Annotated in this window: 14 protein-coding genes; 10 read left to right on the forward strand and 4 right to left on the reverse strand. The window is 61.1% G+C overall.

The window, feature by feature from the left end; translation table 11 throughout:
- Positions 1-40 precede the first annotated feature (40 nt).
- Genes ACW5XC_RS08915 through argC form a run of 3 tightly spaced genes read right to left on the reverse strand, consistent with a single transcriptional unit; the run spans position 41 to position 2,787 of the window.
- A complete protein-coding gene (locus tag ACW5XC_RS08915; RefSeq protein WP_005336098.1) occupies positions 41-952 on the reverse strand; it encodes an ornithine carbamoyltransferase in 912 nt (303 codons plus the stop codon).
- 25 nt (positions 953-977) lie between these two features.
- The gene (argB, locus tag ACW5XC_RS08920; protein ID WP_042053572.1) at positions 978-1,757 is read right to left on the reverse strand and encodes an acetylglutamate kinase; all 780 of its coding nucleotides are present in this window, start codon (positions 1,755-1,757) and stop codon (positions 978-980) included.
- A gap of 22 nt (positions 1,758-1,779) precedes the next feature.
- Positions 1,780-2,787, reverse strand: coding sequence for an N-acetyl-gamma-glutamyl-phosphate reductase (gene argC, locus ACW5XC_RS08925; protein WP_042053574.1), 1,008 nt, complete (start codon positions 2,785-2,787; stop codon positions 1,780-1,782).
- A 271-nt stretch (positions 2,788-3,058) separates the two neighbouring features.
- Here argC and argE point away from each other — a divergent pair, with 271 nt between their 5' ends.
- The 6 genes from argE (at position 3,059) to ACW5XC_RS08955 (ending at position 10,788) form a co-directional block, all read left to right on the forward strand.
- The gene (gene argE, locus ACW5XC_RS08930) at positions 3,059-4,204 is read left to right on the forward strand and encodes an acetylornithine deacetylase (RefSeq protein ID WP_042053576.1); all 1,146 of its coding nucleotides are present in this window, start codon (positions 3,059-3,061) and stop codon (positions 4,202-4,204) included.
- A gap of 231 nt (positions 4,205-4,435) precedes the next feature.
- Positions 4,436-7,069 carry a phosphoenolpyruvate carboxylase gene (gene ppc, locus ACW5XC_RS08935; RefSeq protein ID WP_042053577.1) on the forward strand — a complete coding sequence of 878 codons (2,634 nt, stop codon included), beginning with the start codon at positions 4,436-4,438 and terminating at the stop codon, positions 7,067-7,069.
- A gap of 351 nt (positions 7,070-7,420) precedes the next feature.
- Complete coding sequence (gene ybaK / locus ACW5XC_RS08940) at positions 7,421-7,885, forward strand: Cys-tRNA(Pro) deacylase (RefSeq protein WP_005336092.1); 465 nt, start codon at positions 7,421-7,423, stop codon at positions 7,883-7,885.
- A 147-nt stretch (positions 7,886-8,032) separates the two neighbouring features.
- The gene (locus ACW5XC_RS08945; RefSeq protein WP_042053578.1) at positions 8,033-8,926 is read left to right on the forward strand and encodes a hypothetical protein; all 894 of its coding nucleotides are present in this window, start codon (positions 8,033-8,035) and stop codon (positions 8,924-8,926) included.
- 68 nt (positions 8,927-8,994) lie between these two features.
- Positions 8,995-9,786 carry a substrate-binding periplasmic protein gene (locus ACW5XC_RS08950; RefSeq protein ID WP_042053579.1) on the forward strand — a complete coding sequence of 264 codons (792 nt, stop codon included), beginning with the start codon at positions 8,995-8,997 and terminating at the stop codon, positions 9,784-9,786.
- A 117-nt stretch (positions 9,787-9,903) separates the two neighbouring features.
- Positions 9,904-10,788: a transporter substrate-binding domain-containing protein gene (locus tag ACW5XC_RS08955; RefSeq protein ID WP_081376047.1), complete on the forward strand. Its 885-nt coding sequence runs from the start codon at positions 9,904-9,906 to the stop codon at positions 10,786-10,788.
- On the opposite strand, the gene ACW5XC_RS08960 is transcribed toward ACW5XC_RS08955, so the two are convergent.
- The gene (locus ACW5XC_RS08960; protein WP_042052322.1) at positions 10,782-11,666 is read right to left on the reverse strand and encodes a LysR family transcriptional regulator; all 885 of its coding nucleotides are present in this window, start codon (positions 11,664-11,666) and stop codon (positions 10,782-10,784) included. The genes ACW5XC_RS08955 and ACW5XC_RS08960 overlap by 7 nt on opposite strands.
- 134 nt (positions 11,667-11,800) lie before the next feature.
- On the opposite strand from ACW5XC_RS08960, the gene ACW5XC_RS08965 reads away from it, so the two are divergent.
- The 4 genes from ACW5XC_RS08965 to ACW5XC_RS08980 all read left to right on the forward strand — a co-directional run bounded on the left by ACW5XC_RS08965 (position 11,801) and on the right by ACW5XC_RS08980 (position 14,999).
- Complete coding sequence (locus ACW5XC_RS08965; protein ID WP_040069042.1) at positions 11,801-12,202, forward strand: CidA/LrgA family protein; 402 nt, start codon at positions 11,801-11,803, stop codon at positions 12,200-12,202.
- The gene (locus ACW5XC_RS08970) at positions 12,195-12,884 is read left to right on the forward strand and encodes an LrgB family protein (RefSeq protein ID WP_005341581.1); all 690 of its coding nucleotides are present in this window, start codon (positions 12,195-12,197) and stop codon (positions 12,882-12,884) included. Before ACW5XC_RS08965 ends, ACW5XC_RS08970 begins: the two co-directional genes overlap by 8 nt.
- A 74-nt stretch (positions 12,885-12,958) precedes the next feature.
- A complete protein-coding gene (locus ACW5XC_RS08975) occupies positions 12,959-13,858 on the forward strand; it encodes a hypothetical protein (RefSeq protein WP_040068986.1) in 900 nt (299 codons plus the stop codon).
- Between the two features lie 277 nt (positions 13,859-14,135).
- Positions 14,136-14,999 (forward strand): patatin-like phospholipase family protein, encoded by an 864-nt coding sequence (locus ACW5XC_RS08980; RefSeq protein WP_042052319.1) that lies wholly within the window; start codon positions 14,136-14,138, stop codon positions 14,997-14,999.
- Positions 15,000-15,148: the final 149 nt, after the last annotated feature.

Genomic DNA, 15,148 nt, shown 5'->3' on the forward strand with positions numbered 1-15,148 from the left:
TGATTCAATAAAAGGGTCGTGATTCAGGTTGAGTGCCGCGTTACTTGCCACCCAGAAGGGTCAGCAACACGGCGTTCTGGATATGCATCCGGTTTTCGGCCTCGTCCATGATGAGGGAGGCGGGGCCATCCATCACCTGCGAGGTGATCTCCAGCTCCCGGTGCGCCGGTTGGCAGTGCAGCACATGCTGGATGCCGGTGCGGTCGAGCAGGGCCTGATTGATCTGGTAAGGCATAAAGAGGTCTTTGACCTGCTCCATCGGGGTGTTGTCGCCCATGGAGACCCAGGTATCTGTGTAGGCCACGTCGAACCCTTCAATATCTGCCACGTCATCGCTGATGTGGATGGTCGCCCCCGACTTGGCCGCCAGTGCCTGCGCCTGCAGGAAGATCTGGGTATCCGGGCCGTGACCTTTCGGGCAGATGAGGGTGACGTCGGTGCCCAGGGTCGCCCCCAGCAGCAGCAGAGAGTGGCTGACGTTGTTGCCATCACCGAGGTAGGCAAGCTTCACCTTCGACAGGTCGTCGTAGTGCTCGGCAATGGTCATAAAGTCGGCCAGCCCCTGACAGGGGTGGTAGAGGTTGCACAGGCTGTTCACCACCGGCACTGTGCCGTGCTCCGCCAGCTCGACCAGGGTCTGGTGATCGAACACCCGGGCGACGATGGCATCACACCAGCGGGACAGGTTGGCGGCGAAATCCTTCACCGACTCCCGCTTGCCCAGCGCGCCGTTCTGCTGATCCAGATAGACGCTGTGGCCGCCCAGTTTGGCGATGCCGATGTCGAAGGTGACCCGGGTGCGCAGGGAGGGTTTCTCGAACAGGGTGACCACGCTCTTGCCGGCCAGCGCCTGGCTGTACTTCTTTGGGTCGGCCTTGACCGCTTGGCCCAGCGCAATCAGCGCTTCAATCTGGGCTTTGTTCAGATCACTGTCTTTCAGAAGATGTTGCATCGGATGTTCCTTGTTCCGGTGGAGATCAAATGGCCACTTGGGTGCCGACCGCGCCGCCAGCCAGCAGCTTGAGCAGCTGATCCGGGTAGCGCCAGCTGGCGACACAGACCGGCTTGCCGAGGGTCTCGGCGGCGTGCAGGGCCGCTTCTACCTTGACCGTCATACCATCGCGGATCACCCCTTTCTCCATCAGATCCAGCGCGGTCAGCTTGTCGAGCTGGGGCACCAGCTTGCCCTTGCCATCGAGGATGCCGCTCACATCGGAGAGCATCACCAGATCGGCACTGAGCGCCTCGGCAATGGCGGTGGCCGCCTGATCCGCGTTGACGTTCATCAGCTGCCCCTCGGCAGTGATACCGATGGAGCTCACTACCGGCAAGAAGCCCTGACCGAGGATGCCTGCTACCAGCGCCGGGTTGCCCGGCTTGCACTCGCCGACCGCGCCGAGATCCGGGTCAAGCTGGGTCACCTGACACAGGCCGCCATCTGCTAGACAGAGCCCCACCGCCGGAATGCCGGTGGCGATCGCCTTGGCCATCATCTGCTTGTTGGCAGTGCCCGCCAGTGCCCCGGCAATAAAGGGGATCTGCTCGAACGGGGTTACCCGCAGGCCGTTCTTCTTGGTAGAGGTGAGACCCAGCCCCTTGAGCAGGTCATCCACCAGACAGCCACCGCCGTGCACCAACACCAGCGGACGGTGCTGATCGTCGAGAAAAGTTTTGAGGGTGGCGAACAGGGCGGTCAGCGCCTCGTCGTTCTCGATAAGGGCACCGCCCAGCTTGATTACCAACGTCTGTTTGTCCATGTTCGAGATCCTTCCTAAGTCCTTAAATCAGGCCGGTGGCCGGTTCAAAACCAAATTTGATATTTATGCACTGCATGGCTTGCGAGGCGGCGCCCTTGAGCAGGTTGTCGATGGCCGAGACCACCACCAGCATGTTGCCCTGCTGTTGCCAGGCGATGTCGCAGTAAGGGGTGCCCGCTACGCCACGGATGGAGGGCATCTGGCCGGTGAGGCGCACCAGCGGCTTGCTTTCGTAAGCCTTGAGGAAGGCCTGATCCACCTGGGTCGGCGTCACGCCGTCCGCCAGCTGCACATAGATGGTGGCCAGGATGCCGCGCACATAGTTGCCGAGGTGGGGCTGGAACAGCACCTCCTTGCCGAGGTGGTGGCTGATCTCCGGCTGGTGTCTGTGGTTGAAGGTGCCGTAAGGGTTGAGGCTCACTTCGCAGAAGCTGGTGTTGATGGCCGCCTTGCGACCGGCGCCGGAGACCCCGGAGACGGCGTTGATGATCGGCTGCCACCCCTTGGCAATCAGCCCATCCTGCTGCAGTGGCTTGAGGGCGCAGAGGGAGGCTGTCGGGTAGCAGCCGGGCACGGCAATCAGCTGGGCGGTGGTGATGGCATCAGCGTTCCACTCGGCCAGGCCATAGACGGCCTGATCCAGCCACTGTTTGCTGTCGTGGGTGAAGCCGTAGAAGCTGTCGTAAAAGCCCTGATCCTTGACCCGGAAGGCGCCGGAGAGATCGAACACCGGCAACCCCTTGGCGAGAAACTTGGGTGCGAGCTCGGCGCTCACCTCGTGGGCGGTGGCTAGCAGCACCAGATCGGCCTGGGTCAGGATCCGGGTCATGCCGTCGTCGTCCAGCGGCAGCAGCGGCTGATCGAGGGCTCCGACCCACTGGGGATGCAGGGAAGAGAAGCGCTTGTGGGCATCCTGACTGCCGGCGGAGACATAGAGGCCGAACAGTTTGAGTTGTGGGTGGTTCTGTACCAGTGCGGCCAGTTCGGCTCCCGCGTAGCCACTGGCACCGACGATAACGGTGTTAAGCATGTTGAATATTCCAAGTCAGAGTTCGAGATTCACAGCATGACGCTGCAGTGCACAAGGGGGTTCGATCGCCCCTTTGCACAAGTGCGGAGGGGCAATTCAGGCGGGTGTGTGTCGTCGGTTATAGATCAGGTGACAGAACATTAACTTTCCCTTACAACTAGAAGCCTTTGTTGATGAGCCAGATATTCAGGTAAAATTACAGAATATTCATGCACTCACTTTGCATTTGTATTTTCTAACAGAAACATTCCGGGGACGCAAGGAGGAGCTGATGGCCAATCTGGATTTTTTTTCACTTTATAAGAATATTATTGCGATTCCCTCTATCAGCAGCACGGATCCCAAGTGGGATCAGAGCAACGAGGCGGTGATCCGGCTGCTGGCCGACTGGTTCGGTCAGCTCGGTTTTCAGTGCGAGGTAACGGCACTCCCCGATCTGCCGGGCAAGTTCAATCTGGTGGCGACGATCGGTCAGGGGGAGGGCGGCTTGTTGCTGGCAGGTCACACAGATACTGTGCCGTTCGATGAGGGGGGCTGGAGCAAGGATCCCTTCAAGGTGACCGAAGAGGGCAACCGCCTCTATGGCCTCGGCACCATCGACATGAAGGGCTTCTTCGCCTTTATCGTCGAGGCGCTCAAAGAGATTGACCTCAAGACGCTCAACAAGCCGCTGCGCATTCTCGCCACTGCCGACGAAGAGACCACCATGGCGGGGGCCCGCGCCATCGCCGCGGCGGCGGAGCTGAAACCCGACTATGCCGTGATTGGCGAGCCGACCGGACTGGTGCCGGTGGTGGCCCACAAGGGGCATATGTCGGAGGCGATCCGCATTACCGGCAAGAGCGGTCACAGCTCGGATCCCGCCAACGGCGTCAACGCCATGGAGATCATGCACAAGGCGATGGGGCAGGTGCTGCGCTTGCAGCAGGATCTGAAAGATCGCTACGCCGACCACCGCTTTGCCGTGCCGCAGCCGACCCTTAACCTGGGTTACATCCAGGGCGGTGACAGCCCGAACCGTATCTGCGGCTGCTGCGAGCTGCATATCGACCTGCGACCCACTCCGCAGGTGGGGCCGGATGAGCTGATGGGGATGCTCAAAGAGGCGCTCTCTCCCATCGAGATCCACCAGCCGGGCTGCCTGCATCTGCAACATCTGCACGAGCCTATTCCCGCCTACGCCTGCGCCGACGACTCTGTGCTGGTGCGCGAAGCTGAGAAGGCGAGCGGCCGCGCCGCCGAGTCGGTCAACTACTGCACCGAGGCGCCGTTTATCCAGCAGCTTGGCTGCGAGACCATAGTGATGGGCCCAGGTCATATCACCCAGGCCCACCAGCCGGATGAGTATCTGGACCTCTCCTTCGTCAAGCCGACCACCGCGGTGTTGCAACACCTGATCAGACGTTTTTGCCTGTAGCGGCGACGGTGAAAGGGGCGTAAAAACTGTAAGTAAGTTACATAACAAGCCGGTTGTGGAGTGGTGATGGAAATACATGTTCTGAATCGGCCTGTTATTTGACCTTGCGCAGACAATCTGGGTAGATTGTCACCCTAAGATGACGGAGCATATGTTGTAATCGCACAACAATAAGTGAGGTCGTCTCGCACCCCGGATGGGTGTCAGGCACCAACAAGATAAGGATGTGGAATGAACGAAAAGTACGCCGCACTACGCGCCAACGTAGGCATGCTGGGTCAGCTGCTGGGTAAATCCATCAAGGATCATCAGGGTCAGGCCTTTCTCGACAAGATCGAAACCATTCGCCAATTGGCCAAGTCCTCCCGCAAGGGCAATGAATCAGACCGGGAACGTCTGCTCGATACCCTGCGCACCCTGAGCGACGACGAGCTGCTGCCGGTGGCTCGCGCCTTCAGCCAGTTCCTCAATCTGGCCAACGTGGCGGAACAGTTCCACACCATCTCCCGTCGCTGTGAAGAGCAGGTCTGCACCCCGGATCCGCTGGAGCAGATGTTCGACAAACTCAAGGCATCCAACCTGTCACAAGAGGCCATCATTCAGGCCGTGCGCGAGCTGGATATCGATCTGGTGCTGACCGCTCACCCCACCGAGGTGACCCGTCGTACCCTGATCCACAAGCACGTACAGCTCAACGACTGCCTCGAGGCGCTGGAGCTCTCCGACCTGCTGCCTCGCGAGCGGGACAAGATCCTCAACCGCATCGAACAGCTGATCAATCAGGCATGGCACACCAACGAGATCCGCGAACAGCGCCCGACTCCGGTCGACGAGGCCAAGTGGGGCTTCGCCGTGGTGGAGAACAGCCTGTGGCCCGCCATTCCCGAATTCATGCGCAATCTGGACGAGCGTCTGCAACACCATCTGGGTGTGCGGCTGCCGCTGGATGCCGCGCCGGTCAAGTTCACCTCCTGGATGGGCGGTGACCGCGACGGCAACCCCTTCGTCACCGCCAAGGTGACTGCCGAAGTGCTGGAGCTGGGCCGCTGGATGGCGGTGAGCCTGTTCTACAAAGACATCAAGGAGCTCACCTCCGAGCTCTCCATGTCCGACTGTACCGACGCCGTGCGCGCTCGCGTTGGCGATCACCCCGAGCCCTACCGTGCGCTGGTGCGCGAGCTGCGTGAAGCGCTGCGCGAAACCAAGGAGCACCTGACTGCCAAGGTGCAGGGTCAGGTGAGCGAGAGCCAGGATCTGGTCAAAACCACCGCCCAGCTGCGCGAGCCGCTGGAGCTCTGCTACCACTCATTGCACGCTTGCGGCATGGGCAACATCGCCGATGGCATGCTGCTGGACGTGCTGCGCAAGGTCGCCTGTTTCGGCATCCATCTGGTCAAGCTGGATATCCGTCAGGATGGCGAGCGTCACGGTCTGGTCTTCTCCGAGCTGACCCGCTATCTGGGTCTGGGTGACTACGCCGAGTGGAGCGAAGATGACAAGCAGGCTTTCCTGCTCAACGAACTGAATTCCCGCCGCCCGCTCATTCCTCACGACTGGGAGCCGAGCGCCGAGGTGCGCGAGACGCTGGATACCTGTCAGGTCATCGCCCAGCACGACCCCGATGCGTTCGGTATCTACATCATCTCCATGGCCGGAGCGCCGTCCGACGTGCTGTCGGTGCAACTGCTGCTCAAAGAGGCGGGCTGCAAGTTCCGTATGCCGGTTGCCCCGCTGTTTGAAACCCAGGATGACCTGATGGCAGGCACCGCCGTGATGGAGCGTCTGCTCTCGGTGGACTGGTATCGCGGCTACATTCAGGGCCGTCAGTACGTGATGATCGGTTACTCCGACTCTGCCAAGGATGCGGGCATGATGGCCGCTGGCTGGGCCCAGTACGCCGCCATGGAATCCCTGGTGGGACTTGCCGAAGCCAACAACATCCGCCTCACCCTGTTCCATGGCCGTGGCGGTACCGTCGGTCGTGGTGGTGCGCCAGCCCATCAGGCCATCCTCTCCCAGCCGCCGGGATCCCTGCGCGGCGGTCTGCGTACCACCGAACAGGGGGAGATGATTCGCTTCAAGTTCGGCCTGCCGAAAGTGGCGATCAAGAGTCTGGAGCTCTACACCAGCGCCGTGCTGGAAGGGAACCTGCTGCCGCCGCCCAAGCCGAAAGAGTGCTGGCGCGAGGTGATGGAACAGCTGGCCGCCGACTCCTGCGAGCACTACCGCAGTATCGTGCGCGGTCATCCGGACTTCGTCCCTTACTTCCGTGCCGCCACCCCGGAGATGGAGCTCGGCAAGCTGCCGCTCGGCTCCCGTCCCTCCAAGCGCAAGCCCAACGGCGGTGTCGAGAGCCTGCGCGCCATTCCGTGGATCTTCGCCTGGACCCAGAACCGCCTGATGCTGCCGGCCTGGCTCGGTGCCCACAAGGCGCTGCAACAGGCCATCGACGGCGGCAAGCTGGCGGTGCTGGAAGAGATGAGCGCCCAGTGGCCCTTCTTCCGCACTCGCCTCGAGATGCTGGAGATGGTGTTCCTCAAGGCGGACGTCTGGCTCGCCGAGTACTACGACACCCGTCTGGTGCCGCAGGAGCTGTGGGGCCTTGGCAAACAGCTGCGTCAGGAGCTCGCCGAATCCATCGAGGTGGTGCTGAAACTGAGCCCGCGCGGGGATCTGCTGGAGGATCAGCCCTGGATCAAGGAGTCCATCAAGCTGCGCAATCCCTACACAGACCCGCTCAACGTGCTGCAGGCCGAGCTGCTCAACCGCTCCCGCAACCACCCGGAGACCCTGCACCCCGAGCTGGACAAGGCGCTGATGGTCACCATCGCCGGTATTGCCGCAGGTATGCGCAACACCGGTTGATAGCCAGCTCAATCCAGCAGGCTTCAGCGATATCCATCAAGCCAAAGGGCGCCGACAAGGCGCCCTTTGTTTTTTGTTGCCCAGCAGAATTCGGCTCGATGGGAACCCCACCCATGTTTTGGACTGTATTTTATAGGGTGCAGCAAGCGCAGCGCATTGCACGGCTCGGAAATGATTTTAGCCCTGACTCGTCCTGTGTTTAATTCGGCAAGCAGCACAATTCACCTTGTTCATTGCTCTCTACTCATTACCGGTGATGGGTACAGATTTCCCCTCCGGCTTGCATCCCTCGCCATGCAGGCGCAGACTGTTTGGCCTTGTTTTTATGCGATTCGATTCAAGGCAACCATCATGACTCCTGCCATCAACCTGCTGAAGAAGCTCAAGATTCCCCACAAGCTCTACCCCTACGAGTGCGAAGCCCACGACGATTTCGGCAAGCATGCCGCGACCCAGCTCGGGCTGCCGGAGGCGCAGGTGTTCAAGACCCTGGTCGCCCATCACGACAAGCAGGCGGTGGTGGCCATCGTTCCCTCATCCGGCATGTGCAGTTTGAAGCAGCTGGCCAAGGCGACCGGCCTCAAGAAGGTGGAGATGATGAAGCCGGCTGAGGCGGAGAAGCTGACCGGTTACAAGGTGGGCGGCATCAGCCCGCTGGCCCAGAAGAAACTGCTGCCCACTGTGCTCGACGAGTCGGCGCTGCAGTTTGACGAGATCCTGGTGAGCGGCGGCAAGCGCGGCCTCTCGGTCGGCGTGGCGCCGCAGGATATGCTGACGCTGATGAAGTGGATCGCCGCTCCCATCGGCGAAGAGTAGTGCCGGGCACGTTGTGAACCTGCCCTCCGGGCCTGTGGTGGCCCGGATTGTCCTACCTGTGATCGGACGCGCAAGCCGTGATTGCCCCGTGCTCAACGGGGAGTGTGCCAGTCTATACTGGGTGAACCCCGTTGTATGAGTTCAGCCATGATGTACCAACTTCTGTTGCTTTGCCTCTGTTTATCCTTCCCCTCAGCCTTGCTGGCTGCCACCCGTTTTACCCTGCTCAGTCCTGAAAACAGTCAGGATATGCGGATGCGTTATTACCGTGAGGTGATGCAGCTGGCGTTGGAGAAAACTCGCCCCGAATATGGCGACTACGAGTTGCTGGACTCCCTGCCGATGAACAAGGCGCGGATGCGGATCGAGGTGCAGGAGCAGGGCAAAAACGCCCTCTTTATTGTCGACAGCTGGCCTTATCAGGGGGAGGCGGTGGCGGATCTGGTGGCATCGATCCCGTTCCCGATCGATATGGGGATCCTCGGCTATCGGGTCTGTTTCGTCGGCTCGGATCGTGCTGCCGAGCTGGCGCGGGTGAACACCCTGGATCAGTTGCGCCACTTCACTCAAGGGGTGGGCACCGGCTGGCAGGATGCGGTGATCCTGCGCAACGGCGGGCTGACGGTACATGAGGTGGATAATTACGAGTCGCTGTTTCGTATGGTGGCACGAGGGCGCGTCGATCTCTTCTGTCGTGGGGCCAACGAGATCCTGCCGGAGTGGCAATCTCATCAGGGCAAGGTGGCCGGTTTGACGGTCGATCGCCATCTGGCCCTTTTCTATCCGCTGATCCACGTGTTCTACAGCAATGCCCGCTACGTTCAGGAGCGCGAGCGCCTTGCGCGCGGTCTGCAACTGGCCTGGCAGGATGGTTCGCTCAAGCTGCTCTGGCGCCATCACTTCCAACCTTCGCTGGTGTTTGCCAATCTGGGGGCTCGCCAGATTTTCCGGCTCGGCAATCCGCAGTTACCCAAGGGCGGTTTTGACTATCGTCCCTACCTTTACAACCCGCTGGCGGATGATTTCGGTTCACTGCCCTGAGGCGAGTTATCAGGTGCGCAGGCTCTGATAGAGTAAGGGAGAGATCATTGCCGCCAAGGATATGGCCCATGCGCGCATCTGCCCGCTATCTGCTCTTTATTGCGTTGCTGCTGCCCGCCACCGGCAGTGCGACCCCAGCCTTTACGCTGCGTACCTGCTTTGAAAACAGTGATTCCTACCCTTGGCTGCTGCAATCGGGGGAGGGGGTTGTGCAATATCACCTCAAGGCGGTTGCTACCGCTCTTGATGCCGAGATCGTGCTGACGCCGCTACCGTGGAAGCGCTGCCTCTCTCAGGTGAGCAGTGGCCAGATGGATGCGGCCATCAAGATGAGCTATAGCGTCGAGCGGGCGACCACAGTGGGGGTCTATCCAATGCGTGAGGGCAAACCCGACCCTGCCAAGCGGCTGCTGACAGAGAGTTACAGTCTCTACCAGCTCAAGGGGGGTAAGAGCCAGTGGGATGGCACCACCCTCAGGGTCAATGGCGTGGTTGCGGCCCAGTCAGGATTTTCCATCGTCGACTTGTTGCAGGCTGCGGGAGCCGAGGTGGATGACTCCAGCCGTGACCCGCGGATCATTTTGAAAAAGCTGGTGATGGATCGGGCGCAGGCGACCGCCATCCAGACCGAGGTGGCTGACAGTATTCTGGCGGCCCATCCCGCGTTGCAGACTCGCATCGAGCGGCTGTCGCCAGTGCTGGTGGAGAAGCCCTACTATTTGGTCTTCTCTCACCGCTTCTATCAGACCCATCCCCGACAAAGCCAGCAGGTGTGGGATGCCATCGAGCAGGTGCGCGACTCTGCTGCCTATCAGCGTTATGCCACAGCGCTCAGAAGCACACCTCCGGTGGGGGAGTAGGCTGATGGATGCGACTGGCCGAAAAAAGGAGGAAAGCGTTGGGGGTGGGGGGGCAGGGCCGAGCACCCACGCTCAGGGGCTACACTGAAAGTACCCCCTTCAGCCAAGGCGCGGTTTATGTCACCCCTGCATCTGCTTGCTGCCGCTCTGCTCTGCATGTTGTCGCTGACCGGACAGGCGGCCACCCGGTTTACCTATATCAGCCCGGAGAGCGAGCGGGATCCGCGCACCACTTATGATCGGGAGCTGCTGCGGCTCGCCCTCGACAAGACCCGCGACCAGTTTGGCGACTATCTGCTGGAGCCTGCGCCGCCCATGACCAAGGCGCGCGAGCGGGTCAGCATGCAGCTCGACAGCTATCCCAACCTCTTTGTGATGGACAGCTACAGCAGCACCCGCGAGGATCTGGGGCTCGCCTATGTCCGTTTTCCCATCCATCTGGGCATCGTCAGCTACCGCATCTGTTTTGTCAGCCCGCAGCAAAAGGCGGCGGTGAGCAAAGTGACCGACCTCAAGGGGCTGCGGCAGTTCACCTTCGGTCAGGGCAAGGGGTGGCTAGATGTGGATATCCTGCGCTACGCCGGGATGGAGGTGGTGGAAGTGGAGGGGTACGAGAAACTGTTCAAAATGGTGGCGCGGGGCCGCTTCGATCTCTTCTGCCGCGGGGTGAGCGAGCTGCGCAGCGAGCAGCTGACCCACAAGGAGATGACGGATCTGCTGGTGGATGACGCGCTGTTGATCTACTACCCGCTGCCCCGGGTTTTCTACACCAATCCCAACAATCGCGAGGCGCTGCAGCGGGTCGAGCGGGGGTTGCAGCTGGCGTGGCAGGATGGCTCGCTACAGGCGCTGTGGCGCAAGAGCTTTGGCCCGGCCATCGCCTTTGCCAAGCTCTCCCAGCGCCGAATGTTGCGTCTGGATAACCCCTTCCTCGACGGGATCAGCTTCGATTACCGCCCCTACTTCTACAATCCGCAAACCGATCGCTTCGGCGATTACTGAGGCGCCTGCCGCTGGCGGCAGAGGGCCAGCCAGGCCTCGGCGGTGCGCGACAGATAGCGCTCGCTCGGCCAGATCACCCCGAGTCGCCAGCTCAATTCGGGCTCCAGCGGCCGCAGCACCAGACCATCCGGGGTCAGCCGGTGGCAGACCGGCTCCGGCAAGAAGGCGACCCCCATGCCGCTGCGTACCATGGCGGTGAGAAAATCCCACTGGCTGCTGCGCGCCGCCACCTGCGGCACAAAGCCCGCCTCCTGACACGCCTGCTCCAGCCGCTCGCTCAGGGTAAACGCCTGGGTATAGAGCAGGAAGGGCTCTTCCTGCAGAGACTCCAGCCGGAGCGGTGCATCGCCATGCCAGCGGGGTTGATCAGGCAGCACCACCCGGATCGGGTATTGATCCAGCTCCAGCGCGCTGAGGGCGCCCCCCTCTTTGGTCGGCAGCATGGTGATGGCGAGATCCAGCTCCCCCTCCAGCACTGCCTGTTCGATACGGCGGCCGCCGTACTCCACCAGGGTCAGCTCCACCTTGGGATAGCGGGTGCGGTAGGCGCGGATCAGATCCGCATAGACGTGACCCACCATGGGGGGAATGCCGAGGGTGAGGCGACCATGTTGCAGGCTCTGCAGATCCGCCAGTTCGGCCTCCAGCTGTTGCATCTCCGCCAAGATGGTCTGGGCCCGGTTGAACAGCACCTGGCCGCTGTCGGTCAGGGTGAAGCGGCGCCCTTCCCGGTTGAGCAGGGGTTGGCCCAGCTCCTCTTCGATATTGCGGATCATCTTGCTGATGGTGGGCTGGGTGACGAACAGCTTTTCAGAGGCGCGGGTGAAGCTTTTTTCCCGCACCAGTTCGACAAAATAGCGCAGGGCGCGAATATCCATGGACTCTCTCGACTCGTGTTGGCGGGTACGGGATGAAGTATGCCTATGCGGCATGAATTTGATAATTTTAATTCATTTCTGGCAGGTTTTGCTCAACTCTATACTGTGAGCCGGTTCACAGAAAGACGATGATCATGAAAGCCCTCTGCTTGCGCTGGTTACAGACTCCCTTCCAGATTGTGTTGCTGGCAGCCATTTGGCTGCTGGCCGATACCGCGGTGCGTACCCTCCATCTGCCGCTGCCCGCCAACCTTACCGGCATGCTGTTGCTGCTGGCCTGCATCCTGCTCGGGGTGGTCAAAGCAGAGTGGTTCAGTGCCGGTGCGCGCTGGTTGCTGGCCGAGATGCTGCTCTTCTTCGTCCCCGCCGTGGTGGCGGTGGTCAACTATCAGGATCTGCTGCTGCAAGAGGGGTGGCGCATCATGGTGGTGCTGTTGGTGAGCACCACTCTGGTGCTCGGCACCACGGCGCTGGTGGTGGACAGGGTCTACCGCCTCGAACTGAAACTGGCCCGCCGGAGTCGTCGTCATGTCTGATACCCTGCTCGGGCTGATCTGTTTCGCTCTCACCCTGCTCTTCTACTACGCCAGCAAATGGCTCTACGGCAAAAAGCGCATTCTGCCGCTGATGCCGCTGCTGCTGGCGCCGACCCTGCTGGTGGCGGTAGTGCTGCTGTTCCACATCCCCTATCAGGATTACATGGCGGAATCCCACTGGCTGCTCTGGCTGCTGGGCCCAGCCACCGTCGCCTTCGCGGTGCCGGTCTACGAGAACCGCCAGCTCATTCGTCGCCACTGGTTGTCGCTGTCGGTGGGGGTGGTCGCCTCGGTCATCATGGCGGTGGGGAGTACCGTGCTGCTGGCCCGCTGGCTGGATCTCTCCGACATGTTGCAGCGCAGTCTGGCGATGCGTTCCATCACCACACCGTTTGCGGTGGAGGCGACCCGCGCCATCGGTGGTCAGAGCGATCTCACTGCGCTGTTTGTGGTGCTGACCGGGGTGATTGGTATGGCGGTGGGGGAGAGCGTGCTCACCGTGCTGGCCATTCGCAGCCGTCTCGGCAAGGGGGCGGGGTTTGGCGCCTCGGCACACGGCGCCGGCACCGCCAGGGCCTATCAGATGGGCAACGAAGAAGGGGTGGTCTCCAGCATGGTGATGATGATCGCCGGTATGGTGACCGTGCTGCTGGCGCCCCTGCTGGGCCGGATGTTCTGGTAGGCCAGGCTTCCCTTTAGAAGGCGGCTCGCCCCGGCGCTACACTCTAGTGAGCGTGTATTTCCGGGATGAGCAGTATGACCTTTCATCGCCTCGCTTCCTGCTTGCTGCTGTGCAGTCTTTCCCTCCTTGCCACTCCCCTTCGGGCGAGCGATGTCATCACTCATATCAGCCCCGAGAGCGATCGGGACTTGCGTACCCTCTATTTTCGCGATCTGTTGCAGCTGGCGCTGGAGAAGACCCGCGACAGCTTCGGTGACTACGAGCTGCGAACCGCGCCGCCGATGAACCGTATCCGGATGCGACAGATTGTGCAGACTCAGCAATACCCCAATCTGTTTGTGGCCGACAGTCTGCGCCCGGCCGCAGAGAGCGGAGCGCTGGATTACGTCCGTTTTCCGGTGGAGCTGGGCATCCTCGGTTATCGCATCTGCTTTGTCAGCCCGCAGCAGGCCGATGCGGTGGCAAGGGTCAATACCCTGACCGAGCTGCAGCAATTTCTGCACGGGCAGGGGCGTGGCTGGCAGGATGCGGAGATCCTGCGTCATGGGGGTTTCAAGGTGCAGGAGATCGACGGTTACGAGCGGCTGTTCAAGCTGGTGGCTCGCGGTCGCATCGACCTCTTCTGCCGCGGTGCCAACGAGCTCTTTATCGAGCAGGAGCAGCACAGTGATCTGCCCGGCCTCACCGTGGATCGGCGAGTGGCACTGCACTATCCCTTCCTCCACCTCTTCTACACCCACAAGGATAATCAGGCCGCCATCCGCCGCCTCTCGGTCGGCCTCAAGCTGGCGTGGCGGGATGGTTCGCTGCAACAGCTCTGGCTGCGCCACTTCAAACCTTCCCTCGAGCAGGCGCAGCTCCCCAGACGCCTGTTGTTCGAGTTGGCCAATCCACGCCTTGATAAGGTGGACTTTGATTATCGGGCCTACCACTACAACCCCGTCGACGGGACGTTCGGGCCCGGGCTGCCTTGATCCTGATGGGGCTGTTACAGGATAAAGGGCCGGATCTGCTGATGTGCTAAATCATGCCAAAAGGGCATGTTTTTTATTATTTAAATTCATTTTTTGAAGGTTGGTGCGCTGCATATACTGGGGGTCGCTTCACGGTTCAGGTTTGCTCCTGTCCGCCTCTGGCTTGCGCGAGTGAGCCTGAATCGTCCTGCTGCGGCGTCTTGATGTTCTGCATGAAGGCGTCCATCACTGGGCCGGGATCGATCTCGGCAGGTATTACAGCTGACGGAGCCTTGTTATGTTTAATCCCCACTCTTGTGCCCTGATTGTCGAAGGGGGCGCGATGCGCGGCATCTTTGCCAGCGGCGTGCTCGATGCCTTCGTGGAAAGCCATCACTATCCGTTCGATTTCGTCATGGGCGTCTCGGCCGGTGCCACCAATCTGGTCTCCTACCTGAGCGAGCAGCCGCGCCGCAGTCACCACATCATCACCGAGCTGGCTTGCAGCTCCCGGTTTCTCGATCCCCTGCGTTTCGTCAAAGGGGGCGATCTGGTGGACATCTGCTGGCTGTGGCAAGCCAGTCGCCATCGCTTCCCGCTCGATCTCGACACTTTCTGCGCCCGCGACATTCCCTTCTACGCGGTGGCGACCGATGTGGCGAGCGGCAAGGCCATCTATCTGCCGGTGCGGCCCGACAACATGGATGAGGTGCTGACCGCCACCTGCGCCCTGCCGGTGGTGCAGCACGATACCCCCTGCGTCGATGGTCGCCCGATGGCCGATGGCGGGATCAGCGACTCCATTCCGGTGATCGAGGCCTATCGGCGCGGGGCGCGGCGGATGACAGTGGTGCTGTCGGAACCCTGGGGATATCGCAAGAAGCCGGCCCGTTTTTGCTGGATGGTCAAAGCCTTGCTGAAAACCCAGCCTGCACTGGCGCAAGCCATGCTGGAGCGGGATCGCGCCTACAACCGGGCACTCGATTTCATTGCCAATCCCCCTGCCGATTGCGAGATCGAGGTGATCGCGCCACCGGCCGATTTCATGGTCTCCCGTTTTACCCAGGACCCGGTCAAGCTGGAGTCCGGCTATCTGCAGGGTTACTGGCAGGGGCGCCAGAGTCTGTTGCGGGCCCGTGGAGAGGTGCGGGCGGTGGCCTGACTGGTTTGCCGGGTGCTGAATATAAAAAGGGGGACCTCGCGGTTCCCCTTTTGCATGCTTGTGTGCCGTCCTGAATATGGTTTACACCTTTCCCCCCCAATAAATGGAGAACCCGATGGGACAAGGTGTGAAACGGACACAGCGCGATT

The organism is Aeromonas sp. 25-AL00135, from assembly GCF_054052385.1.

Excerpts from the sequence above, each read along its gene's own strand:
- ACW5XC_RS08915 (WP_005336098.1), bottom strand. The coding sequence starts at position 952 with ATGCAACATCTTCTGAAAGACAGTGATCTGAACAAAGCCCAGATTGAA.
- argB (WP_042053572.1), bottom strand. The coding sequence starts at position 1,757 with ATGGACAAACAGACGTTGGTAATCAAGCTGGGCGGTGCCCTTATCGAG.
- argC (WP_042053574.1), bottom strand. The coding sequence starts at position 2,787 with ATGCTTAACACCGTTATCGTCGGTGCCAGTGGCTACGCGGGAGCCGAA.
- argE (WP_042053576.1), top strand. The coding sequence starts at position 3,059 with ATGGCCAATCTGGATTTTTTTTCACTTTATAAGAATATTATTGCGATT.
- ppc (WP_042053577.1), top strand. The coding sequence starts at position 4,436 with ATGAACGAAAAGTACGCCGCACTACGCGCCAACGTAGGCATGCTGGGT.
- ybaK (WP_005336092.1), top strand. The coding sequence starts at position 7,421 with ATGACTCCTGCCATCAACCTGCTGAAGAAGCTCAAGATTCCCCACAAG.
- ACW5XC_RS08945 (WP_042053578.1), top strand. The coding sequence starts at position 8,033 with ATGATGTACCAACTTCTGTTGCTTTGCCTCTGTTTATCCTTCCCCTCA.
- ACW5XC_RS08950 (WP_042053579.1), top strand. The coding sequence starts at position 8,995 with ATGCGCGCATCTGCCCGCTATCTGCTCTTTATTGCGTTGCTGCTGCCC.
- ACW5XC_RS08955 (WP_081376047.1), top strand. The coding sequence starts at position 9,904 with ATGTCACCCCTGCATCTGCTTGCTGCCGCTCTGCTCTGCATGTTGTCG.
- ACW5XC_RS08960 (WP_042052322.1), bottom strand. The coding sequence starts at position 11,666 with ATGGATATTCGCGCCCTGCGCTATTTTGTCGAACTGGTGCGGGAAAAA.
- ACW5XC_RS08965 (WP_040069042.1), top strand. The coding sequence starts at position 11,801 with ATGAAAGCCCTCTGCTTGCGCTGGTTACAGACTCCCTTCCAGATTGTG.
- ACW5XC_RS08970 (WP_005341581.1), top strand. The coding sequence starts at position 12,195 with ATGTCTGATACCCTGCTCGGGCTGATCTGTTTCGCTCTCACCCTGCTC.
- ACW5XC_RS08975 (WP_040068986.1), top strand. The coding sequence starts at position 12,959 with ATGACCTTTCATCGCCTCGCTTCCTGCTTGCTGCTGTGCAGTCTTTCC.
- ACW5XC_RS08980 (WP_042052319.1), top strand. The coding sequence starts at position 14,136 with ATGTTTAATCCCCACTCTTGTGCCCTGATTGTCGAAGGGGGCGCGATG.